The following is a 21,738-nucleotide window of genomic DNA, read 5'->3' on the forward strand; positions in this document are numbered from 1 at the left end:
CCGGGGATGTACGTGCGACGGGTCGTGGGGACCGGGATGCGCCACGAGACGTACACCGTCGTGGACGGCGAGGGACGGGTCGTCGAGACGGTGGACGACTACCTCGCCCTGTGCACCGACCGGGAGCAGTCGCCGAACACCCTCCGGGCCCGTGCCTTCGACCTGAAGGCGTGGCTGGTCTTCCTCCAGCTCCTGGACGTCGATCTGCTGGCTGCCTCCCCGGAGCACGTCGACCAGTTCGCCGGGTGGCTGCGACGCCCCGTCCAGCCGGGGCGGCTGCGATCGGCGGACGCCGATGGTCCTGCCCGGGAGCCATCCACAGTGAACCGCGCGCTGAACAGCGTCTACATGTTCTACGAGTTCCTCGCGCGCCGCGGTGTCGGCATGGGAGCTCAGCTGACGCACCGCCGGGCGGCCTCGGTCGGCGACCATGCCGGGTTCCTCGCCGGCATCGCGGAACGCGAGGTGATGCGTCGGCCGACACGGCTGAAGCAGGTCAAGCGGCGACCGGCGACGCTGACGGATGCCGAGGTGCAGGGGATCCTTGACGCGTGCGAGCGGCTGAGGGACCGGCTGCTGATGGCTTTGATGTTCGAGACGGGCTGCCGGATCGGGCAGGCGCTGGGCCTGCGGCACGAGGACATCAACACGGACCGGCGGACGCTGACGCTGCGGCCTCGGGAGGACAACGCCAACCGCGCACGCGGCAAGAGCCACGACCCGAAGGAGATCCCCGTCCGACAGACGCTGCTCGACCTCTACACGGACTACCTGTTCACCGAGTACGGCGAGCTGGACTGCGACTACGTATTCGTGAACCTGTGGAACGGCACCGTCGGCACGCCGATGGGGTACTGGGCGGCAATGAGCCTGGTCAAGCGGCTGCGACGACGCACAGGTGTCGAGTTTCACCCGCACCTGTTCCGGCACACTCACGCGACCGCGCTTCTGCGTGCAGGCGTGCGGCTGGAAGTGGCGAGTGAGCTGCTCACGCACCGCTCGGTCCACACCACGGCGGACACCTACGGCCACCTGGACACTGACGACCTGGCCGACGAGCTGGACCGGGTCGGCTTCAGGGGCTCGTGGTGAGCGGCGACGGCCACCTGGCCGCCGTCGTCCCGTTGCCCGGAGATCCGTGGGCAGCAGCCCTGCTCAGCGTGGTACGGCCGGAATTCCGAGTCGAGCGCTTCGTGCCGCCCGCCGGGCACTTCCTGGCCCCGACCCCGTGCGTGGTCACCACATGTTTGAGGAAGAACGCCTCGCGCGGGTTGTGCGCCGCGCACGACGTGGCCTGGCGGAAGGCCGGCCGGCCCGAGCGGGAGGCGTGGATCGCGGACCCGGCGAACTGGCCGGCCGGGCTGAGCCTGGACGTGGCCTCGTGCCTGGTCAGCGGATGCCGGTACTCCGGCGGACTCTCGGGCCTGTGCGACCTGCACCTGGCCGACATCAACGGTCTGCACTCGCGGGGCCAGCGCATCAGCGTCCGTGAGTACGCCGCCGCGGCGCTGGTGCTCTCCCGTCCGGCGGCGAAGCGGTGCGGCTTCCCGGACTGTGGCTACGAGATCAGCCGCAGCGGCTTGTGCGACGGGCACCACTATCGCTGGACGAAGGTCGATCGGCCTCCGCTGGCCGCGCTGCCCGTCGAGTTGATGCTCCGCAACGTCCCCAGCTTCTCCGTCGCGGGCCTACCGCCGCTGGCGGCGCTGGAGTTCCAGTACCTGCTCCAGCTCCGCACCGACCAGCGACGCTCCAAGGTGGTCCCCAGCTCCTGGGTCCGCGCGGTCAACACGGTCATCGCCGAGGACGTCTCCTCGGTGCGCAACCGTCCGGCCCACCACTGGCGTCACCTGTCGCTGAACTACACCACCGTCCCGCAGCTCTTCACCGACTTGCTGGAGGCCCTCGGAGACCTCGATGGACCCGCCGAGGAGTGGGACAGGGACGTGTGGCGCCCCGAGCGGCTCGGCTACAGCATCGAGGAACGGCAGCGCGTCGCCCCGCTGGACTTCACCGGCATCACCCAGCCATGGCTGCGGCAAGCGATCAAGCGTCACCTGCGGCTGCGGCTCGCGCGCACGGAACTGCGGTCGGCCGCGCGCAACCTCCATGACTTCGTCCTTTTCTCCCGGTTCATCGCGGAGACCCGCCCCGACCGGCAGAACGACCCGGCAGTGCTGGACCGGCCGCTGCTGGAGTCCTATATCGGCTGGGTCGGCCGCAGGACGGTGGAGCAGAAGGGGCCGTACTTCGGCCAGCCCGTGTCCCCGGGCAGTCGCAGCCGCCTACTGTCGGCGGTCTCCACCCTGCTCGAAACGTGGCGCCGCTACGACTGGCAGCCCGCGCTGCCGGCCGACGCCCGGATCCACCGGGACGAATACCCACGGCCACGCGGGCTGAAGGCCAACTTCATCGACGAGCACCTGATGGAGCAGATCGAGTCCGAGGAGAACCTGACCCTGCTCGACCCCGAGACACGCGCACTCGTACTGATCTGCCGCGACGAGGGCCTGCGCATCAGCGAAGCACTCACCCTAAAGACCGACTGCCTGAAGAAGACCCCCTCCGGCCGCTGGGCCCTGGTCCACTACAAGAGCAAGGACAAGAGCTTCCGGGCCATCCCCGCCTCCCGCGTCGTGGTGGACGCAATCCGGGAACAGCACGGCCGGGTCCGGGAACGCTTCGGTGGCGCGTGCCAGTGGCTGTTCCCCAAGGTCAGCGGCAACCCAGACGGAAAGTATCCGATGCCCTACGGCACCGTCGACACCCGATTCGACGCCTGGCTGAAGCGGATCCGCCTCATCGACTCCAACGGCGACGCCGCCGCCGTCAGCTGGCATCAGTTCCGGCACACGTTGGGCACCAGAATGGCGAACGCGGGCGTGTCCGGGCGCACCATCCGCGAGGTCCTGGGCCACACCTCCTGGCAGATGCAGGAGCACTACTCGCGCATCGCGGACGACACCCTTCGCCGTGAGTACGAGGAGAAGTACGAGGTCCGCTTCAACCTCAAGGGCGAGGCCGTCAAGATCCACCGCGACAGCGACCTGTCCGGCGTCGAGTGGCTCGCCGAGAAGATCGGCCGCCGCCTCCACGCCGTCGCCGGCGGCTGGTGCGGACGGCACATCTCCCGCCCCTGCCCTAAGACCGCAGCCGATGGCTGCTACTTCTGCCAGGACTTCCAAAGCGACCGGCAGTTCCTGCCCATCCACCAGGACACCCTCGACCGCACTCGCGAACTGCAGGCCGGCGCCGCAGCCGCCGGCCGTTCCCGGGCAGCCGACCTCAACGCACGGCTGGCCGTCGCAGTCGAGCATCTCATCACGCGCATTACCGACCAGGAGAACGACGGAGTCGCCCCGGCCCCAGACGACCTGCCTGGCGGCCCAGTCGAGACGAAGGGGGAAGCAGATGCGGGCTGACAACTCGTCCCACCTGGCCGAGGCCGCACAGCAGCGCCGCCTGGACTGCATCGAGCGCGTCCAAGCCGTCCTGGGGGCCCTGGAACGCGACGGCGGAGCGGTGACCGTCGCCGGTGTCGCCGCACGGGCCGGGGTCTCCCGAACCTTCCTCTATGACGACGCCCAGGCCCCACTGCTGGCCAAGCTGCGAGAACTCGCGAACAAGCAGCCCGCCACGGGACGACCGGCCTTGCCCGACCACCAGCGCATCACCACCAAGTCACACGAGACAGTGGTGCGAGCACTGCGGGACGCCAACCGGAAACTGAACGAGGAGAACGAACGGCTCCGCAACGAACTCGCCATGGCCCTCGGACAGCTCCGCGACCTTCGCCGAGGCATCCCCGCCCCACCCGGCTAATGTCCGGTCTCGGGGTGCGGCCCGACATCGGCGAACCGGCGGATCCGATCCTGTTCGGCGGTCTCGTCGGAGGCGTCGAAGTGCCGTACCTGGTTCCACCAGCGGTCATGGTCGTAGCCCTCGCAGTGGTTGAACTCATGAGCCGTACTGCGTAGCCGCTGCCACTCCCGCACGATCGCGGCACGCTGCCACGTCTCGGGCCGCTCCACCGCGAGGATCGTGTACAGGAGCCCGGCCGAGTCGGAGACCAGGCGGAGCAGAGACCGCATCGCGAAGGACGTCTCACCGGTCTCCCCGACCTCCTCGTACACCCGCCCCAACTGGACGTTGAGGAACGTCTCCAAGGCGCGGACGTCCTCGGGCCTGAGGTCTTCGGCGTAGGTGAGGGTGCGCTCGGACGGCGGGTTCGTCATGCGGGTGGGGCCTCCCGTTCGTACGGTGCCAGCCGGATCAGCTCCGGTGACATCTGAGCAACTCTACGGAGAGGCGGCTGACACTGTCAGCCACATAAAAGGCCAGCTCATCACGCCTACCGGGCGCAAGAGGTCCAGATAACAGCCTGCTCATCGCCCAGAAATTCCACGGGCACGAGCCGGACCGTAGCCGGCCTCCCCGAGGCCGGAAGTGCCCCGGGCCGTCCTCACCGGCCGCTCTGCGGGCGCCTGGCCCGCACCCCGGGTCTTCGGCTACGCGTCCAGCGCGGCGTGCAGGATGAAGAACAGCGTCACCGCCGAGTTCGCCGACGACAGGGCCGAGACCATGACCCCGGCGGCAGCCGTCCACATGGCCAGGCCCAGGGTCGTGAACACCGACAGCCGGTTCCTGGCGACGGGAGCCGGGCCCAGCAGGGCCGCAACCCGGCGGGGCACCGGCCCGGCGGCGAAATGGGCCAGCGAGGTGAAGGGCCCGGCCGTGGACACCAGGGCGGACTTGCCCACCGCCACTGCGACGGTGCGGCGGCTGCCGGTCCGGGCCGCCGCCTCCTCGTCCGCCCACCGCTCCGCGGTGAACGCCACCGCCGTCCGCAGCGGGCGCAGGAAGGGGTTGGCCCGCGCCGCCAGCTGCACCGCCAGCAGGAACCGGTGGTGCCGGCCCGACAGATGGGCCCGCTCGTGCGCGAACAGCGCCCGCCGCTCGCCCGGCGCGAGACCGGCCAGCATGCCGGAACTGACCACGACCCGGCCGCCGCCGCGACGGCCGGGCACGGCGTACGCGTACGGGACCGCGTCCGGCAGCACCGCCACCGACCTGCCGGCCAGCCCTGCCACGGCACGCGCGGCCTGCTTGCGTACCCGGTGGTGCCGCCACCCCGTCCCCAGGCACGACACCAGTACGGCCAGCAGGGCCGGGATCGCCACCCGCCCGGCGACCTCGTCGTACGGGACCGCCTCGCGGACCTCCGGATCCGACCAGCCGTCCGGCAGAGGATTGCCCGGCAGCTGCGCGGTCCCCACGACCATCAGCAGGGCCAGGCACAACGTGCTGCACACCGCCAGCAGCACGGCCGTCCAGGTCAGCAGCCGGGTGGCGGGCCGCGGATGGAGCCGGTGCTCGGCCAGCCGGGCGATCGGCCAGGCGGTCAGCGGCAGCACCAGCGGCAGGAAGACGAAAACCCCCATGCCGTCAGTCTTCACCCTTTTCCGACGCCTGCGCCAGCAGATCCCGCAACAGCTGCTCGTCCCCCGGCGACAGCACCGTCACGAAGCTGGCCAGCACCGCCTGCCGGTCCGCCTCCGCGTCCAGCACCTTGCGCATCCGGAGCGCCGCCAGTCCCGCCTCGTCGGCGACGGCCGTCCACTCGAACGAGCGGCCGACCCGCTCCCGCGCCACCGCGCCCTTGGCCTGCAGCCGCGTCAGGATCGTCATCACCGTCGTGTAGGCGATACCGCCGCCGATGCGCTCCTGCACCCAGCCGGCCGTGACCGGACCCGACGCCTGCCCCAGGGCCGTCAGTACCTGGGCCTCCAGCTCGCCCTGGCCACGACGACGGGACGCCTGCCCGGCACCGCCGTTCGCGTCATCTCTCACCGTCGTCAACCTCCCGTCCACAGCGAGCTCATCGTACTGACCGCCGGCCCCTTCCACGGTCCGGTGGATTCCGGAGGCCGGACGGAGGGCGTCTCGGACCCGCACGAGCGTTCCTCAGGCGGGGGCGGCGGCGGGTGGTTCGGGCGGTTCCTCTCGAAGGAGGGCTGCGATGCGTTCGGCGAGCATGAGGGTGGGCAGGTGGGTGTTCGCCGATGGGACGTCCGGCATGATCGACGCATCGGCCACCCACAGGTTCTTCAGTCCGTGCACCCGGCCGGACCGGTCGACGACCGCCCCGGCGGACGGGTCGGGGCCCATGGCGCAGGTGCCGACCGGGTGGTGGTAGGTCCAGACGCCGGCGCGGACGAACCGTTCGACCGCCGCGTCACCGTCGTCGTCCGGCGCGTTCAGCAGGCCGGCGGAGAGGGCGGCGAGCGGCCCCGCCCGGGCCACCCGCCGTGCGCGGCGCACCGCCTCCACCAGTCGCGGCAGGTCGGCGGGGTGCGAGAAGTAGCCGAGGTCGATGCGTGGCGCGTCGAGGGGGTCCGGTGAGCGGAGCCACACCCGGCCCCGCGAGCGCGGTGTGAGGAGCGCACCGCCGACGAAGAAGGTGGCGCCGGTGGCGGCGGCCGCGGTGTCGAAGGGGCCGCCGACGATCAGTTGCAGGTCGGGGGGCCCGCGGTGTTCGCCGGCCTGCGCGCTGTGCAGGGTGGCGACGAGCTGGAAGGCGCGCAGGGGGCGCCCGGCCCCCGCGTAGGCGGCATCGACGGACACCGCGGGGTGATCGGCGAGGTTGCGTCCTACGCCGGGCAGGTCCAGCACCGGCTCGATGCCCAGCGCACGCAGCTCGTCGGCCGGGCCGATCCCTGAGCGCAGGAGGATCGCCGGGCTGGAGTAGGTGCCGGCCGAAACGATCACCTGATCGCCGTACACCTCCTCCCCGTCCGCCAGCCGCACCCCGGCCGCACGGCAGCGGTCCAGGACCACACGGCTGACCTGCGCCCCGCCCCGCACGGTGAGGTTGTGCCGCGCCCGGGCCGCCGCCAGGTACGTCGATGCCGCGCCCAGCCGCTCCCCCGCGACCTCGTTGACCGGGAGCGGTCCCACGCCCACGGCACCCGGAGCATTGTGATCGGGGATCGCGGGCACCCCCGTGGACATGATCGCCTCCTGCCCGGCCGAGGCGATGTCGCTGCGTTCCGCTCCCGCGTACCGGCGGACGGGGATCGGCCCGCGGCTGCCGTGATACGGCTCGTGGCCGAAGTCCAGGTCGTTCTCCAGCGCGACGAACCAGGGCAGCACCTCGTCCCAGCTCCAACCGGGATTCCCGCGTGCCGCCCAGGCGTCGAAGTCGTACGGCGAACCGCGCAGCGCGAAGGCCGCGTTGGTGGTCGAGGAGCCGCCGATCACCTTCCCGCGCGGCAGGGCGATCGCCCGGCCGGCCGGGCCGGGCTCGCTCGTCAGTCCCCAGTCGTGCGATGCCGTGTGCGGTCCGGAGCCGTCCCGCAGCGCGGCGGGCAGCTCCACGTAGTCCGGCCCGGCCTCCAGCAGGAGCACCCGCGTGGAGGGGTCCTCGCTCAGCCGCGCCGCCAGCACGCATCCGGCAGCCCCGCCGCCCACGATCACCAGGTCGTACCCGTCCGCCATGACCCGACCGTACGCCCGGGGTGTGAGCCGGGGACGCGCCGCGCGTCCGGCCCCACCCGTTCGTACACGGCCGCCGGAATGCCGGCGGCGCAGTCCGGCCGGGTGCGGATGCGCACCCGGGGTGGGTGGGCTCGCGTTGGTCCGGCCCACCCACCCCGGAGCGGGGACGGTCAGGAGCCGGCGACGATCTCGTTCACGATCCACGCACCGAGTTCCTCGGTCATGGCGGTGTGTGCCTCGTTGCGACTGGCGCACAGGAAGGCGTCGAGTTCGCCGGCATCCGGTGTGATCGGCGCGTAGAGCGCCTTCGGGTCGTCGATGTCACCGGCGGCGACGGCGCTGATGCTGGGGATGAAGCAGGACGTGCGGATGAGGTCCTCGTCCACGGTGTTGCGGAGGAACGTCATCAGGAGGCCGGCCAGGCCGAAGCTGCCGGGGTCACCGGTGGGCAGCGGCAGGGTGAACACGCCGCCGGGGGCGCCGTCGATCTCGGGCAGCCCGCGGGTGCGGACCAGGATCTGCTCCCCGCCGGTCTTCTGCAGCCGGGCGACGACCTGGTCGCCCCCCGCCTGGGTCTTGAGCCAGGTGTCCTTCAGCGTTTCGCCGTCGCCCCTGACCGCGTTCACGTCGGGCTTCACGCCGTTGCCGGTGCCGGTGGCCACGCCGTTGGCGACACCGATCCTGCGGACGCCCCGCGCCCATCCCCCGAGCTCCTCGAGCTCCCTGAGGAACGCCACCCGCTCCGGTGCCGGTGCCGGGGTCTGGTCGACCTTCCCGATGTACCAGCGCGCCATCTGCTTCGCGGCGGGGCTGTTGAGCAGGCCGGAGAAGAGTCGGATGGACTCCCCCACGAGGGGGTCCTCGCCGAAGTTGTCCGCCGCGAAGTGGATGAACGCCTGGAGGGAGACGGGCAGCCATCCGCCGTGGTGGGGGGAGTCGTAGGAGAGGTGGAGGGAGGTCTCGTGGTCGGGGAGGGCGGGGTCCTGCTCCATCCTGGCCAGGGCGTAGCGGGTGACCAGGCCGCCCATGCTGAAGCCGCCCACGACCAGCTTCGAACGGCCGACCCGCTCGTTGAGGGCACGGCGGATGCAGTCGATGGCGGTGTCGGCGTTGTCCTTGATCGACGCCGTGCGGTCGTTGTAGCCGAGGATGATCACGTCCCGGCCGGTCGCGTGCAGTTCGGAGATGAAGCGGAAGTCGCCGTTCTCCTCCAGGCCTTCCCAGAGCCGGTCGAGGTCGCTGGACCCGCTGGAGAAGCCGTCGGAGAGGATGACGGGCCTGATGAGCTGCCGGCGGTTCAGCGGGCTGTAGTAGACCCAGGCGGTTCCGCCGCTGAGGGACCACGTCTCGTGTGCTTCCGGGGCGGAGGCGATCGCGGAGCGGGGCTCGGGGGAGACCGGGCCCCAGATGTCGACGACGGGGGTAGGCATGATCGGTGGGCTCCTTGGGCAGTTCGAAGGCTCGCCGAACGGCTGACCTCAAACGGCACCTTATGGAGCAAATCGCCGTCACGGACAGTAGCGACGACGGGTGTTCACACGAAGGCGGCCACCTTTGTCCCGAAAGGTGTACGCGCCCGCGAACACGGGCACACTGCGCCGTCCGCCCGGCCGCAGTCCGCCGTCAGGCGGTCGACCGAGGGCTTGCAGACAGAGGGAGGTCAGCCGAGCCAGACGATGTCGATGACGTAGAGGCGGCCCAGGGGGCGGTTGATGAAGTAGACGGCGGTGAGCTGGCCGACCGAGGCGGAGCGGACGTCTTCGCCCTCCGGGTCGCGGCGGTCGAAGGCGGGGAAGGACCACGGGCCGCGGGAGGCTATGTCGAGGACGTCGCGGACCATCTCGGCCGCGTGCTCGGGCAGCGTGGCGAGCGCCTTCGCGGCCTGCGGGGAGAGTCGGGCCGGCCAGGTGCTCACGGTCGTGCCCCGAGTACGTCGTCCAGGCCGACCCCGTCGGAGTCGTCCATCCCGGAGGCGATGAACGCGTCGACGGCCGGGGCGGCGGCCATGCGCGCCTGCCAGGCTCGGACGACGTCGTGGAGCGGGCTGAGGCTGTAGCTGTGCCGGGAGTTCTCCAGCGCCCGCGACCAGTCCGCCTCGAACGCGGCCGCCCACTGGCCGGACCGGCGGTCCTGCCGGATCCGGACGAGCAGCTCGGCGGCGGCCGTCGGCGCGGGGGCGGGCGGCGGTACGGGCGAGTGCTCGGGCTGGGCGCTCATGGCTCCTCCAAACGGGTCTCCCGGCCACGGTACCGGGGCCGGGAGCCGTTGACAGGAGGGCCTCGAACCCGACGGCGCGGACCGGGAGTCGGGTCCGGACCCGGAGTCGGGCGCCGACCGGGAATCGGGCGCCGACCGGGAGTCAGCAGCCGTCGATGTAGGCGCGGGCCGCCACCATGACGTCGCGTTCGCGGCCGTCGGCGATGCACTGGGCCGGGGCCTGGTCCTCCAGCTGGGGGTTCATGCCGATCATCCAGGCGCGGGCCGTGTAGAGGCTTTCCGCGTTCTGGATGAGCTGGATGACGCTGAGGGCGGCGCGCAGGCGCTGTTCGGAAGCCGGCAGGGGGGTGATCTCGCCCGCCGCCCATTTGCCGACCTGCTCGTGGTCGCCGATGTCCGCGATGTGCGCGGTCAGGCGCGGTCCGAGGTTGTCCTGCAGGAAGCGGGCGACGTCGCTGGTGCTCGCCGGGGCTTCACTGGCTGCGCTGCGGCGGGTTTCGGCAGCGAGGATGTCTGTCTCGGTACGCATGTGCGGTCTCCCTCGTTGTACTGACTTCCCGCCTGCGTTGTCGCTGGTCGTGTGTCAGACGACGGGTGTGCGGATGCCCGTTGCCGCAGCGGGGCCATGCCGGGTGCCGGCGGCCGTGGCGGCGCGGGAGTCAGCGCGAGCTGTGAACGCTTCAGGAACGTGCTGCCGCTCTGCGGGGAAGCGTGACGCGCGCAGGCGGATCGTCCGTCGCTATGGAATCGACGGGCAGCATCGCTGTGTACCGAGTGGTCGGGAGGAATCCGGTGGTACGGCGAGGTCGAACCTGCGCGCTGATAACTGTGTGTCGGTCCGGACCATGATTTCCCCCACACGCTCCGTCGGCGATGTCCAAGTTCAAAGGTACCCATTATCATTGCCCAACTCCACCTGGTTGGTAGTATTGGGTCCGACCTGATGATGAGTCATGTTCAGTCCCGTGCAGTGCTGTTCGTGCTGTGACCTGCGACGCGGGATGGAATTGCCGATGCGTCCGCGGGACGTGTTCATTCCGGGTCGACCCCGGTGGAGTACGCCGGATGTGTCGTACTCCTGAACTGTCAAGTGGACGCGTGTGGTCGACCCCGTCGTAGGCGAAACGTCGCGAAGGTCACAGCGTCGCAGCCGCGGGCCTCGGTCATCGCACCATCTGCAGATCACAACATCGTGAGGGTGTAGTCCTGGGCGACCTTGCGCAGGGCGTCGGCTTCGGGGAAGACGAGGCTGGATTCCTCTTTGGAGAGTTCCACGCCCTCGAATACGGCCCAGCACTGGTACCGGCCGAGTCCGGAGCGGTAGGCGATGCCGTGGATGTGGCGCTCTTCGCTGCCGGTGCCGGTGCTCTGGTGTTCGGCCCAGGCGGAGATCTGGCGGGTGACCCGGCGCGCCGACGGGTCCGTACTGTCCTCGATGTGCCGGGCGGTGATCCGGTCGATGTTGAGTTTGGCGAGCTGGTCGCGGAGTTCGCGGCTCAGCACCGTCAGCGTGTCCTCGTCGTCCACGTCAAGGAAGCGTGCTTCCTTGACGGGCTGTAAGCGGAAGAGCGTGTGCCGGGTCGTCCAGTCGCGGGGGATCCGGCCGGGCGGCATGTGGGACGGGTTCGCCCAGTCGTCGGCGATGATCGCGCGCATGGCGGGGTCGACCCGGAACGGCGCCAGGGCCTCCGCGAAGCACCCTTCGTGCTCGGATGCGCAGTACAGGACACCGCAATCGACCAGGCTCCAGCGGTTTCCGCTCGGGCTGCCCGCGTCCTCTTCCCTGATCCGGTCGTAGGTGAAGGGTCCGCGGGCCTTGCCCAGGCGCCAGATTCCGCGTTCGGGCGCCGGGATCAGACGGACGTCCGACAGCGTGGAAGCCCTGGTCATGCGGCCACTCCTTGCTCCGGCGAGCCGCCGGCTGGGCCGGCCGGCTGCCGGTGATGCTCATGGCCGGGCGGCGGGGCAGGACTGGCTACCCCGCCGGACGGCCGGTGTCTGTTTCTCCGGTGGTGCGCCTGATCGGCACGCGGACCGTGTCAAGGGAACTATGCGGCGTAGTAGTCCCGGGGACGTGCCGAACGATCATTTTCGTGGCCTCAACGGACCGAAGCGAACCGGTCGGCGTGAGCAGACAGGGGCGCACGAAGGATCGAGGGGGCGCACGTCCCTCATTCCGTGTGCGGGTGCACCTCCGTGAGGTCGAGTACGACCGCGGCGGCGCCGGCCGGGCCGGAGAAGGCCAGCACGACCCGCTCGGGGGTGGGGGCCGGGTGGGCGGTGAGGTGGCGAACGGGCCCCACCACGGCCAGTTTGAGCAGGCAGGTGCCGCCGGCTTCGGCGCTCCACACCCTGATGGTGCCGTCACCGGATCCGGAGGCCAGGAAGTTGCCGCGTGCGGTGCTCCACAGTGCGAGGGCGTGGACCGCGGCGGTGTGTCCGGTCAGGGGCGGGCCGGGCAGCCGGGTGCGGGTGTGCAGGTCCCAGAGCTGGATGCGGCCGTCGTCGCCCGCCGTGGCGAGGTGGGGGCCGAGGCCGCCGGTGGGGCGCGGGTTGAGGGCGACGGCCCGGAGGCAGCCCTGGTCGCACTTGAGGGCATCGCCGAGCGGGCCGTCCCCGGTGCGGCTCCAGAGCCGTGCGGTGCCGTCGGAGGAGGCGGAGGCGAACCAGTCGTGCCGGCCGTCGGTGGCCGCCGCCACGCAGTTGACGCGCTCCCGGTGGCCGGGCCAGTCGTGCAGCGGGGTGCGGGGGTCGGCCGGGTCCCACAGCTTCACGCGGAAGTCCTCGCCGCCGCTGAGCAGGAGCCGGCGGCCGTCCGCCGTCGTGCAGGCGGCCAGGGAGTGGACCGGCAGGGGGCCGGCGGGGAAGCGGTCCGCGGGCCGCCGGGTCCCGGCGTCCCAGGCGCCGATGCCGTGGCCGGGTTCGGCCCAGTACAGGGTCCTCGTGGGGCCGGTCCCGCCGGTCCCGCCGGTGTCCTCGGGCCCCGGGCCCCAGGTCAGTGCCGTGGGTGGTGTGGTGGTGCCGATGGTGGCCGCCGTACGGCCGGTGGCGGTGTCCCGGATCTCGATGCCGGGCCCGCTGCCGCACAGGGCGAGCCAGGGAGGGTGGGGCGGGCCGCCGGGGGCCAGCGCGGCGCAGCTGACGAGCCGTGGGGAGTGCCGCGTGGTGAGGGCCGCGGTGAGGTGGTCCCCGTTCCACAGGCGGAGGGTCTTGTCCCTCGCCGCCGAAACCAGGACGTCGGTGTCGGCCGTAAGGCCGTCCGGGACGGGGACGCGCGTCAGGGCCGTGACCGTGTCGCTGTGGCCGGCCAGGACGCCCGAACTGCCGCTGTCGGGGTCCCAGACGGTGATGTCGCTGCTGCCGCCGGTGCCGGCGGCGAGCAGATGGCCGTGCGCGTGGGTCAGGGCCGTCAGGCCGGTGACCGGATCGTCCGCGGCCTTGAGGGCGGCCCGCTGCCCGGCACGCTCCCAGACGGTGATCGTGCCGTCGGCGTGACCGGCCGCGATGCGGTCCGGGCGGGTGGTGCGCGCGAGGACGCGGACGGCGCTGGCGAGGTCGAAGTGTTCGATGAGCTCGAAGGTTTCGGCGTCGTGGAAGGCCAGCCGGGTGCCGTCGGCGATCGCGATCACCGGCAGGGGGTCCTCTGCGGGTCGCCTGCCGGCCCCTTCTCCGGCTCCCTCGCCGGGTCCCGCCCCGGGTCCCTCTCCGGGTCCCTCGTCGGCCCCGTCTCCGGCGTTCCTTCCCCGGACGGTGGTCACGGCCATGGGCGTGGAACGGGGCCTCCGTCCCGGCAGCGTCGCCGCCTCTTCGGGCCCGAACCGCTCCTGCCAGCGCACCACGGTGCCGTCGCCGTTGACCGACAGCACGACCGCCTCGTCCTCGGTGTCGGTGAAGGCCGCGAGGTCGTCGATCCAGACGTCGCCGGGGCGGTTGACCTGGTCGACGAGGGTGACGTCCCCGGGGTTCCAGAAGCGGACCGTGCCGTCGTGGCTCCCGGACACCAGCAGGGGCGGCAGTCCCGGCCGTTCCGCGGTGGTCAGGCAGCAGACCACGCCCTCGTGGGCGGGGATCCGCTCGCCGACCGCGCTGCCCTCCACTGCGTCGACGAGTTCGATACCGCCGCGGTCGTCCCCTACGGCGAGCAGGGGCCGCCGCCGGGTGCCGTCGTCGGCCGGGAGGACCGTCATCGCCTGGGTGACGGCGGCCGTCCGGGCCAGCACGTTCCCGACCGGGGCCCACTGCGACCACAGCACGGCGAGCGGGGATCCGGGCAGGCGTGCGTACGCGGGTTCCGGGGCGGGGTCAGGGTCGGTGCGGGCGGCTGCGGCCAGGCTCGCGCGGGCCAGGTGGAGGCTGGCGATCCGGGAGGGCAGGCCGGCCTGCCCGAGGTAGGGCTCGACCATGGCCCACGCCTGCAGCCAGGCCCGGTCGCCCCGCCCCGGCGCGCCGGCATCGGCGTTGGCTACGGCGTCGGCGTCGGCGGGCGGGAGGCCGGCGAGCAGCCCCCGGACGGGGCTGCCGGTCAGCCACGGCAGGACCTCCTTGGGTACGTGCTCGTCGTCGAGTACGCCGCCCAGGCGGGCGTGCCGGGCGAGGTGGGCGCGTACGTACGGCGCGGGCGAACCCAGCGGGTGCGGGCCCACCAGGCGGGCGAGCGCCTCGGCGATGCGGGCGTGCGCGGCGGCTTCGCCGTGTGCCCCGTCGCCCGCCCCGTCCTGCGCCCCGGTGCCTGCACCGTCCTGCGCTCCGGTGCCCGCACCGTCCTGCGCTCCGGCGTCGCCACGGGCATCGTCGTCCGGTTCCTGCCTTGCTGTCACAGCGTTCCCCCCTCCCTGTACGTCCGGTTCGCCGGGCCGGCTCCTCAGCACCGCGGCCATCCGGTCGTGGGCCGGGCGGTAGACGCGGTGGTCGTCCTCGGTGTCATGGGTCAGATACCCCGCCAGGCGGCCGCCCAGCAGCGTCCGGATCTTGTCGTCCGCCGATTCGATCGGTCGGCCCAGCAGTGCGGAAGCCACGGCGGGCCACACTTCGCCCCAGGGGATCCCTCGGCCCAGGGCGAATGCGGTGGCCCGGAGCAGGGCGACCGCTTCGGCTTCGGCCAGTCCTTCTTCCGCGGCCTGTTCCAGGTCCGCCGTGAGGAGTCCCATCGTGCCCTGTGCGAGACGTCCCAGCCATGAGGCGTCGGAGAGGAGGGCCGGTCCCCTGGCGCGGAGTTGGTCCGCCGCGACCCGTGCGTCGATGAAGGAGCGGGAGCACGCGGCGGCGACGATGTCGGCGGCGGATTCCGCCTGACCGGTGTCCGGCCACAGGTCCTCGCCGTGCAGCAGGGCCCGTACGTAGGCGTGGATGTCCTCGCGCATGTCCGGGCCGTCGACGCGCAGGACGCGCGCGCGCGGGACGGCCTCTTCGAGGTGGGCCAGGAGGGCCGTTCCGGTCGCGGCGCCGGGGGTGGGGGTGGGTGCGGCGCCGGGGGCGGGCGCGGTGCCGGCGGGAATGCTGCTGCGGACGGCGACGAGCAGGCGGACGGGCCGGCCGGGTACGGGGGCCGGGGCGGCGGGGTCCGGCGGCGTCACCTCCGCGAGGGGTTCGAGGACCTGGGTGATGCAGCCCCTGGGGTCGGTCGCCTCGTCGAGGGCGTCGACGACGACGGTGATCACCGGTCCGGGGGTGCGCAGGTGGGCGCGGAGCCCGGCCTGCCACCGGCGCAACGGGTCGGGGGCGGTGGGGTCGGGTTTCACACCGAGCTTCCGGCAGAGGGTGCGCAGCAGCGGGAGGGGTTCCTGCTGCCGGGCGTCGACCGCCACGGTCACCGATCCCTGCTCGGGGAGGGTGTCCGGCGGGCAGTAGGCGACGGCGGCGGCGAACTGCGGGCCGGCCCGGAAGCCGGCGTCGCTGAAGGTCACGGCCCGGGCCAGCAGGGCCGACTTCCCGCTCGCGGCGATGCCGGTGACGACGAGGGTGCCGGCCGGGCCGGAGAGGAAGGCGGCGAGATCGGCGTTCAGGTGCCTGCGCCCGGAGAAGTACCAGCCGGGGTCGAGGTCGTTGACGCGGCCGCTGGCCTTCTCCAGCCAGTAGTCGAGGTCGTCCGGTGTGGCGGCGACCTCCCGGCGGGCGTCGGCGACGGTGGTTGCCTGCGGGCGGTAGCCGGGATTGGGCAGGGCGAGGGTGGGGACGTGGAGCTTGCCGGTGAGGACCGGGCGCGGCCCTTCCAGGTTCCGGTGCAGTTCGGAGTTGATGGTCCTGGTCGCGTGGACGAGCGCCTCGTGGAACTCCGACATCGTCAGGTAGCGGCGGGTGATGCCGCATTTCGGGTCGCTCAGCCAGGCGTGGGCCCGCCGCAGGGTGAGGGCGAACTCCCTGCCGAGCACCTTCCGCTGCGGGGCCGAGGTGACGAGTACGTTGAGCAGGGCGGTGGTGCGGCGCTCGGCGGAGAGCTCCCGTTCGAGGGCGAGGACCTCGCTGCCGACGTCCGCGGAGGCGCAGGTGTTCACGATCACCAGGACGTCGTCGGCCAGGGAGTCCAGGGCGGCGGCGATCATCTCGGTGGTGCGCAGGCCGGTGGCCGGGAGGCGGGCCGGATCGGTGTCCATGAGCTGTGCGTAGTGGTTGCCGGCGGCCGAGGTGAGGCCGTGTCCGGTGATGAACAGGACGAGCGGGGTGCCCTTCTCGACGTTGCGGATGCCCGAGCCGTCCAGCCATCGTTCGACGTCGTGGCGGTCGTGCAGGGGTTCCTTCGGGGCCATCATCGTGAAGCCGGGACCGGCCGGTGCTCCCGTACGCCACCACAGGGCGACGGCGTCCAGCTGGTCGTCGACGGCCTCCGCGAAGGGTTCCGTGCCGTCCTGCATGGCCAGTACGTAGAGGGCACCCTCGACTGCGGGTTCGTAGGCCGCCGGCGGCCTTGGGAAGGGCTCCGCGGAGCACTCCGGAGAAGGCTTCGGCGAGGGCTCCGGGACGGCTCCCGGCGGGCGGGCAGCAGCGGCTGCACCGGCCAAGCCGATTCCGCCCCGCTCCCCGTCCATGATGCCTATTCTTCACACACATGGAGCATCGACTTCCGCGAAACATCCGCTCTGACTCCGTCCCTTCGGCCGAGGCCGGGTTACCCCGGCATGTCACCCAGGACGCCGTGGTGATCGTCCCGGGCATCATGGGCAGTGCGTTGTACGACACCGGCCGCGGCACCCATGTGTGGGGGCTGGGCGGCATCTCCTGGCTGGTCAGGGCGTGGACGCTGCCGGGCGGGCTGAAGCCCCTCGCCATGACGGAGGAGGAGCTTGCGGGCAAGACGGGCCGGATCAAGGCCACCGGTCTGCTGGAACACTCCGCCTGGACGCCGTACCTGGCGGGCATCGAACCGTACGCCGACCTGGTCGTGGCGGTCGGCGGCTGTGTCGCCGATCCCGCGGCGGTGCTGAAGTTCGCGTACGACTGGCGGCTGCCGGTGGCCGTGAACGGGCGGCTGCTGGCGGCGGCGGCGCGCGACCACCTCACCGCGTGGCGCCGGCATCCGGCCCATGACCGGGCCCGCCGCCACCGCGTCGACGAGCGCGAGGGCCGGCTCGTCTTCGTGGCGCACTCCATGGGCGGGCTGGTGGCGCGCAGCGCCCTCGATCCGGCGCTGGACTCCGATCTGGCGGGCGACACCCGTGGTGTGATCACGCTGGGTACGCCGTTCCTCGGGGCGGTCAAGGCGGCCGTGATCCTCAACTCGGGCCGGGGCACTCCCGTACGCCTCCCCCACCGCAGGCTCCGGGCCGTGTGCGCGAACATGCCGGGCCTGCACGACCTGCTGCCGCAGTACAAGAGCGTCCGGGAGGAGGGCCGCGGTGGCCGGGGCGGCCACGGCGACCAGGTCCGGCACCTGACGCCGGGTGACGTCACCGCGATCGGCGGGAACGCGGAACTGGCCCGGAAGTCGGCCCTGTTCCACCGGGACCTGGGGCGCGTCGCCCTGCCGGGCCACCGTACGGTCGTGGGGGTCAACCAGCCCACGCTGCAGAGCCTGACGATCCGCGACGGGAAGGTGCTGGCGCACCTCGGCGGGGCGCGGATGAACTCGGACCGGAGCATCGTGCGGGACAGGGCGACCGGCAGGATCCTGTGGTTCGAGGTGGGCGGGGACGGCACCGTCTACAAGGAGTCCGCCTCGCTCGGGCCGGTCACCACGACCCTGCCGCTGCAGCACGGTGCGGTGGCCAAGGCCACGTCGGCGCTGGACGCGGTGGTGGAGATCGTCCGCGACGACATCCACCTCGGGCCGCCGATGGGGGACGTGGGGTGCGGGCTGGAGGTGCCCGACCTGGTGGAGGCGGGCGTGCCCTGGACGGTGCGGCTGAGCGATGTGGACACCCTGTCGGGGCTGGTGTGCGGCATCGCGAACGTCGAGGACCCCGCGGACGAGCAGCGCCTGACGGTGGCGTGGGAGGACGGCGCGGCCGTGGCCGGGGCCACGACGAAGTCCACGGGCCTGTACCGGGTGACCGTCCGCACACCGGACGGTCACGAGCTCAGTCAGCTGGTCATGTCCGCCGAGCCGGGCATGGCGCTGGAGGAGTCCGAGGACTGAGGGGGTTCGGCGAACCGGTCCTCCCTGCCCTCGCGCGGCCGCCACCGATGGATCACTGCGAACGTCCCGGGATTCCCCGGGGGCGGGGAGACGCAGGTCACATCCGTACGTGTCACAGGGGCGCGGGCTGTCTCGTCTCGGGGGTGTGAGCCACTGAGACCGTGAGGGAGTACACGCGATGGACGCACGACTGGACTACTTCGCCGACCCGACCGCCGGAAAGGCCCTGAAGTACGTGATGTCGGCCGGCAAGACCATCAAGGAGTCGTCGTTGCCGGCCGCGACGCAGGAGCTGGTGGCGTTGCGCGTGAGCCAGATCAACGGCTGCGGCTTCTGCATCGACATGCACACCAAGGACGCGGCCGCCGCGGGTGAGTCGGCGGTGCGGCTGCACCTGGTGGCGGCGTGGCGGGAGGCCGCGGTGTTCACCGAGGCCGAGCGGGCCGCGCTGGAGCTGGCGGAGGAAGGGACCCGGGTCGCGGACGCGGCCGGCGGGGTCGGGGACGCGGTGTGGGCGAAGGCCGCCGAGCACTACGACGCCGAGCAGCTCACCGCTCTGGTGATGCTGGTCTCGTTCATGAACATGGCGAACCGGTTGAACGTCATCGCCCGGCAGCCGGCCGGCGCGTACGAGGCCGGCCAGTTCCACTGAGAAGATCATCACGGGAACTGCCCGTGCCGGCGGGCGAACCGGGGCCGGGGTCGAGGCGGGTCAACAGGGGGGTTCGGGCGTGGGCAAGGTCGAGGAGTTCGAGGAGCTGCGGCCGCTGCTGTTTTCGATCGCGTATCGGATTCTGGGCAGTGTGGGCGAGGCCGAGGACGCGGTGCAGGAGACCTGGCTGCGCTTCGACGGCTCGGCGACCCGGCCCGCCTCGGCCAAGGCGTACCTCTCCGCCACGGTGACGCGGATCGCGATCGACGTGCTGCGCTCCGCCCGGGTGCGGCGGGAGGAGTACGTCGGGCCCTGGTTCCCCGAGCCGCTGCTCGCCGACCCGTACGAGGATCCGGCGCGGGCGGTGGAGCTGGCGGACTCGGTGTCGATGGCGGCGCTCCTGCTGCTGGAGCGGCTCAGCCCACTGGAGCGGGCGGTGTTCGTGCTGCGGGAGGTCTTCGGCTTCGGGTTCGACGAGGTCGCGTCGGCGGTGGGGCGGTCGGAGTCGGCGTGCCGGCAGCTGGTGGTGCGGGCGCGGCGGCACATGCAGGCCGGGCGGCCGCGGTTCGAGGCGGACCGGCAGGAGCGGCAGGAGCTCTCGGCGCGGTTCTTCGAAGCGCTCCGCGAGGGCAATGTGGTCGGCCTGCAGGAACTGCTCTCCGCCGACGTGGCTCTGGTCGGCGACGGCGGAGGCAAGGCACCGGCGCTGGCCAGGACGGTCGTCGGCGCGGTCAACGTGTCCCGGCTGCTCGCGGCCACCTTCGCCCGGCTGGGCCTGGTCGACGTGACGTTCGAGGCCCGGGAGGTCAACGGCCGGCCGGGCGCGATCTTCCGCGACCGGGAGGGGAAGGTGCTCCATGCGCTGGTCCTGGAGGTGTTGGACGGCCGGATCCGGACGATCCGTACGGTGATCAACCCCGAGAAGCTCGGCCACCTCGGCCCGGTCGCCGATGCCTGGGCCATCCACCACGAACTGAAGCGGGCCCGCCGCGGGCCGAACTGACCACCGCGCCGGGGCCGGTGCGGGCAGGGCCGCCCTCTCCTGGCGGGGAGGGCGGCCCTTGGGTGTGGCGGTTCAGTCGGTGCCGGGGTTGAAGCAGCCGCTCGGGCAGTTCTGCGTACCGCCGCATTCACCCCGGTGTCCGCCGCACTCGTTGCATGCCGTGTGCTCCGGTTCCGTCGCCCACCAGCTGGTGGCGCTGCCCTGAGCCGGGCTGAGCGTGCCCGTCCCGCGTGCCGCGAGCCATGCGGACCCCACCGCGAGCAGTGCGAGCGGCACCCATAAAGCCAGGAACATGTCCCATCCCCCATTCGGGGCGGGGTCCCCTTTGTCCCGCCCTGGAAGGGGGATTCCCGTGCGGGGCGCGGCTCAAGCGTGCGCCGGGGCGCCGAACCAGGTGGGGAGGTGGGCGAGGAGGTCCTCCTGGTCCTCGCCCACCCAGGCCACGTGGCCGTCCGGGCGGAGCAGGACCGCGGGTGCGTCCAGTTCCCCGGAGACGTCGACGACGTGGTCGACGCGGTCCGCCCAGCCGTCCGCCGAGAGGCGCCCGGTCTGGTCGAGGAGGAGGCCGCGGCCGGCGTGCGTGAGGTCGTAGAGGCGGCCCCGCTCCAGGCCGATGTCCCGCAGGCGGCGGCCGAGCAGTTCGTGGCCGTCGCCGAAGTCGTAGCGGATGCCGGTCGCGGTGATCTTCTCGATGAGGCGGCGGTTCACCTCTTCGGACTCCATGAGTTCCGCGAGGAGGCGGCGTACGGCGCGGGCGCCGGGGGTGGAGGACAGCAGCTCCATCTGGGCGCGGGTGTTGTCCAGTACGGCGGCGGCCACCGGGTGGCGTTCGGTGTGGTAGCTGTCGAGGAGCCCTTCCGGGGCCCAGCCGGCCACCTGGGCGGCCAGCTTCCAGCCCAGGTTGAACGCGTCCTGGACGCCGAGGTTGAGGCCCTGTCCGCCGGTCGGCGGGTGGATGTGCGCGGCGTCGCCGGCGAGGAACACCCGGCCCACGCGGTAGCGTTCGGCCAGGCGGGTGGCGTCGCCGAAGCGGGAGAGCCAGCGGGGCGAGTGGATCCCGAAGTCGGTTCCGGCGACCGCCTTGACCTGCTGCTTGAGTTCGTCGAGCGTGGGTGCGGCCGTACGGTCCCCGGCGAGGCCGGCGGCCGGGGCGATGACCCGGTACACGCCGTCCCCGAGCGGCATGGCGCCGAACCGCAGCTCGGTCTTGCGGGCTTCGGCGATGGTGGCCATCAGCGTCTCCCGCGGGACGTCCACTTCGACCTCGCCCAGCAGGGTCTCGGTGGTGGCGGGCTCGCCGGGGAAGGCGACGCCGAGCAGCTTGCGCACGGTGCTGCGGCCGCCGTCGCAGCCGACGAGGTGGCGCGAGCGGAGACGGGTGCCGTCGGCCAGTTCGGCGGTGACTCCGTCCTCGTCCTGGCTCAGCCCGACCAGTTCGCACCCGCGCCGGATCTCGGCGCCGAGGGCGGTGGCGTGCTCGGTGAGCAGGCGCTCGGTGGTGGCCTGCGGGATGGCGAGGACGTAGGAGTGCGCGGTGTCCAGCCGGTCCGGCCACGGCCGGTCGATGGCGGCGAAGAAGCCGCCGACCGCGAACTTCTGCCCGAGCGCGAGGAAGCGGTCGAGCAGGCCGCGCTGGGCCATCACCTCGATGCTGCGGGCGTGCAGGCCCTGGGCGCGGGACTGTGCGGTCGGCGCCCCTTCCTTGTCCAGGACGAGTACGTGCACGCCGTGCAGGCGCAGCTCGGCGGCGAGCATCAGGCCCGTCGGGCCCGCTCCGGCAATGATGACGTCGAACATCAA

General features: G+C 72.3%; 18 protein-coding genes. 6 read left to right on the forward strand and 12 right to left on the reverse strand.

Annotated elements, in window-relative coordinates; genetic code table 11:
* The first annotated feature begins 6 nt into the window (after window positions 1–6).
* Genes AB0O36_RS29980 through AB0O36_RS29990 form a run of 3 tightly spaced genes read left to right on the forward strand, consistent with a single transcriptional unit; the run spans window position 7 to window position 3,822 of the window.
* Window positions 7–1,092 carry a tyrosine-type recombinase/integrase gene (locus AB0O36_RS29980; protein WP_365115594.1) on the forward strand — a complete coding sequence of 362 codons (1,086 nt, stop codon included), beginning with the start codon at window positions 7–9 and terminating at the stop codon, window positions 1,090–1,092.
* On the forward strand, window positions 1,089–3,422 hold the full coding sequence (locus tag AB0O36_RS29985) for a tyrosine-type recombinase/integrase (protein WP_365115596.1): 2,334 nt from the start codon (window positions 1,089–1,091) through the stop codon (window positions 3,420–3,422). The genes AB0O36_RS29980 and AB0O36_RS29985 overlap by 4 nt, the downstream gene beginning before the upstream one ends.
* Window positions 3,412–3,822: a DUF6262 family protein gene (locus tag AB0O36_RS29990; protein WP_365115598.1), complete on the forward strand. Its 411-nt coding sequence runs from the start codon at window positions 3,412–3,414 to the stop codon at window positions 3,820–3,822. The genes AB0O36_RS29985 and AB0O36_RS29990 overlap by 11 nt, the downstream gene beginning before the upstream one ends.
* Here AB0O36_RS29990 and AB0O36_RS29995 read toward each other — a convergent pair.
* From AB0O36_RS29995 to AB0O36_RS30040, 10 genes are all read right to left on the reverse strand, one after another.
* Window positions 3,819–4,235 carry a hypothetical protein gene (locus AB0O36_RS29995; protein ID WP_365115600.1) on the reverse strand — a complete coding sequence of 139 codons (417 nt, stop codon included), beginning with the start codon at window positions 4,233–4,235 and terminating at the stop codon, window positions 3,819–3,821. The genes AB0O36_RS29990 and AB0O36_RS29995 overlap by 4 nt on opposite strands.
* A 273-nt stretch (window positions 4,236–4,508) precedes the next feature.
* Window positions 4,509–5,441 (reverse strand): M56 family metallopeptidase, encoded by a 933-nt coding sequence (locus AB0O36_RS30000; protein ID WP_365115602.1) that lies wholly within the window; start codon window positions 5,439–5,441, stop codon window positions 4,509–4,511.
* 4 nt (window positions 5,442–5,445) lie between these two features.
* Window positions 5,446–5,850, reverse strand: a complete 405-nt coding sequence (locus tag AB0O36_RS30005) for a BlaI/MecI/CopY family transcriptional regulator (RefSeq protein ID WP_365115604.1) — start codon at window positions 5,848–5,850, stop codon at window positions 5,446–5,448.
* A gap of 114 nt (window positions 5,851–5,964) precedes the next feature.
* Window positions 5,965–7,497, reverse strand: a complete 1,533-nt coding sequence (locus tag AB0O36_RS30010; protein ID WP_365115606.1) for a GMC oxidoreductase — start codon at window positions 7,495–7,497, stop codon at window positions 5,965–5,967.
* 170 nt (window positions 7,498–7,667) lie between these two features.
* Window positions 7,668–8,927 (reverse strand): hypothetical protein, encoded by a 1,260-nt coding sequence (locus tag AB0O36_RS30015; protein ID WP_365115608.1) that lies wholly within the window; start codon window positions 8,925–8,927, stop codon window positions 7,668–7,670.
* Window positions 8,928–9,157: 230 nt separating this feature from the next.
* Window positions 9,158–9,412: a hypothetical protein gene (locus AB0O36_RS30020; protein WP_365115609.1), complete on the reverse strand. Its 255-nt coding sequence runs from the start codon at window positions 9,410–9,412 to the stop codon at window positions 9,158–9,160.
* The gene (locus tag AB0O36_RS30025) at window positions 9,409–9,714 is read right to left on the reverse strand and encodes a DUF6247 family protein (RefSeq protein ID WP_365115611.1); all 306 of its coding nucleotides are present in this window, start codon (window positions 9,712–9,714) and stop codon (window positions 9,409–9,411) included. Before AB0O36_RS30025 ends, AB0O36_RS30020 begins: the two co-directional genes overlap by 4 nt.
* A 142-nt stretch (window positions 9,715–9,856) precedes the next feature.
* Entirely contained in the window at window positions 9,857–10,243 is a 387-nt protein-coding gene (locus AB0O36_RS30030) for an XRE family transcriptional regulator (protein WP_365115613.1), read from the reverse strand.
* A gap of 653 nt (window positions 10,244–10,896) precedes the next feature.
* Window positions 10,897–11,604, reverse strand: a complete 708-nt coding sequence (locus AB0O36_RS30035) for an RES domain-containing protein (protein WP_365115614.1) — start codon at window positions 11,602–11,604, stop codon at window positions 10,897–10,899.
* A gap of 281 nt (window positions 11,605–11,885) precedes the next feature.
* Window positions 11,886–16,562, reverse strand: coding sequence for a hypothetical protein (locus tag AB0O36_RS30040; protein ID WP_365115616.1), 4,677 nt, complete (start codon window positions 16,560–16,562; stop codon window positions 11,886–11,888).
* A 281-nt stretch (window positions 16,563–16,843) separates the two neighbouring features.
* Between AB0O36_RS30040 and AB0O36_RS30045 the strand changes: the two genes are divergently transcribed.
* The 3 genes from AB0O36_RS30045 to AB0O36_RS30055 all read left to right on the forward strand — a co-directional run bounded on the left by AB0O36_RS30045 (window position 16,844) and on the right by AB0O36_RS30055 (window position 19,938).
* On the forward strand, window positions 16,844–18,283 hold the full coding sequence (locus AB0O36_RS30045; RefSeq protein ID WP_365115618.1) for a hypothetical protein: 1,440 nt from the start codon (window positions 16,844–16,846) through the stop codon (window positions 18,281–18,283).
* 178 nt (window positions 18,284–18,461) lie between these two features.
* Window positions 18,462–18,935 (forward strand): carboxymuconolactone decarboxylase family protein, encoded by a 474-nt coding sequence (locus AB0O36_RS30050; RefSeq protein ID WP_365115619.1) that lies wholly within the window; start codon window positions 18,462–18,464, stop codon window positions 18,933–18,935.
* A gap of 79 nt (window positions 18,936–19,014) precedes the next feature.
* A complete protein-coding gene (locus tag AB0O36_RS30055) occupies window positions 19,015–19,938 on the forward strand; it encodes an RNA polymerase sigma-70 factor (RefSeq protein WP_365115621.1) in 924 nt (307 codons plus the stop codon).
* A gap of 72 nt (window positions 19,939–20,010) precedes the next feature.
* On the opposite strand, the gene AB0O36_RS30060 is transcribed toward AB0O36_RS30055, so the two are convergent.
* Complete coding sequence (locus tag AB0O36_RS30060; protein WP_365115622.1) at window positions 20,011–20,232, reverse strand: hypothetical protein; 222 nt, start codon at window positions 20,230–20,232, stop codon at window positions 20,011–20,013.
* A 72-nt stretch (window positions 20,233–20,304) separates the two neighbouring features.
* The gene (gene rox / locus AB0O36_RS30065) at window positions 20,305–21,735 is read right to left on the reverse strand and encodes a rifampin monooxygenase (protein WP_365115624.1); all 1,431 of its coding nucleotides are present in this window, start codon (window positions 21,733–21,735) and stop codon (window positions 20,305–20,307) included.
* Between the last annotated feature and the right edge of the window lie 3 nt (window positions 21,736–21,738).

The sequence above is a fragment of the Streptomyces sp. NPDC089799 genome (assembly GCF_040684755.1).
Taxonomy (GTDB): Bacteria; Actinomycetota; Actinomycetes; order Streptomycetales; family Streptomycetaceae; genus Streptomyces.

Bases quoted from the DNA above. Each gene is read 5' to 3' on its own strand.
- AB0O36_RS29980 (WP_365115594.1), top strand. From the start codon at position 7: ATGTACGTGCGACGGGTCGTGGGGACCGGGATGCGCCACGAGACGTAC.
- AB0O36_RS29990 (WP_365115598.1), top strand. From the start codon at position 3,412: ATGCGGGCTGACAACTCGTCCCACCTGGCCGAGGCCGCACAGCAGCGC.
- AB0O36_RS29995 (WP_365115600.1), bottom strand. From the start codon at position 4,235: ATGACGAACCCGCCGTCCGAGCGCACCCTCACCTACGCCGAAGACCTC.
- AB0O36_RS30000 (WP_365115602.1), bottom strand. From the start codon at position 5,441: ATGGGGGTTTTCGTCTTCCTGCCGCTGGTGCTGCCGCTGACCGCCTGG.
- AB0O36_RS30010 (WP_365115606.1), bottom strand. From the start codon at position 7,497: ATGGCGGACGGGTACGACCTGGTGATCGTGGGCGGCGGGGCTGCCGGA.
- AB0O36_RS30015 (WP_365115608.1), bottom strand. From the start codon at position 8,927: ATGCCTACCCCCGTCGTCGACATCTGGGGCCCGGTCTCCCCCGAGCCC.
- AB0O36_RS30025 (WP_365115611.1), bottom strand. From the start codon at position 9,714: ATGAGCGCCCAGCCCGAGCACTCGCCCGTACCGCCGCCCGCCCCCGCG.
- AB0O36_RS30030 (WP_365115613.1), bottom strand. From the start codon at position 10,243: ATGCGTACCGAGACAGACATCCTCGCTGCCGAAACCCGCCGCAGCGCA.
- AB0O36_RS30035 (WP_365115614.1), bottom strand. From the start codon at position 11,604: ATGACCAGGGCTTCCACGCTGTCGGACGTCCGTCTGATCCCGGCGCCC.
- AB0O36_RS30040 (WP_365115616.1), bottom strand. From the start codon at position 16,562: ATGCAGGACGGCACGGAACCCTTCGCGGAGGCCGTCGACGACCAGCTG.
- AB0O36_RS30050 (WP_365115619.1), top strand. From the start codon at position 18,462: ATGGACGCACGACTGGACTACTTCGCCGACCCGACCGCCGGAAAGGCC.
- AB0O36_RS30060 (WP_365115622.1), bottom strand. From the start codon at position 20,232: ATGTTCCTGGCTTTATGGGTGCCGCTCGCACTGCTCGCGGTGGGGTCC.
- rox (WP_365115624.1), bottom strand. From the start codon at position 21,735: ATGTTCGACGTCATCATTGCCGGAGCGGGCCCGACGGGCCTGATGCTC.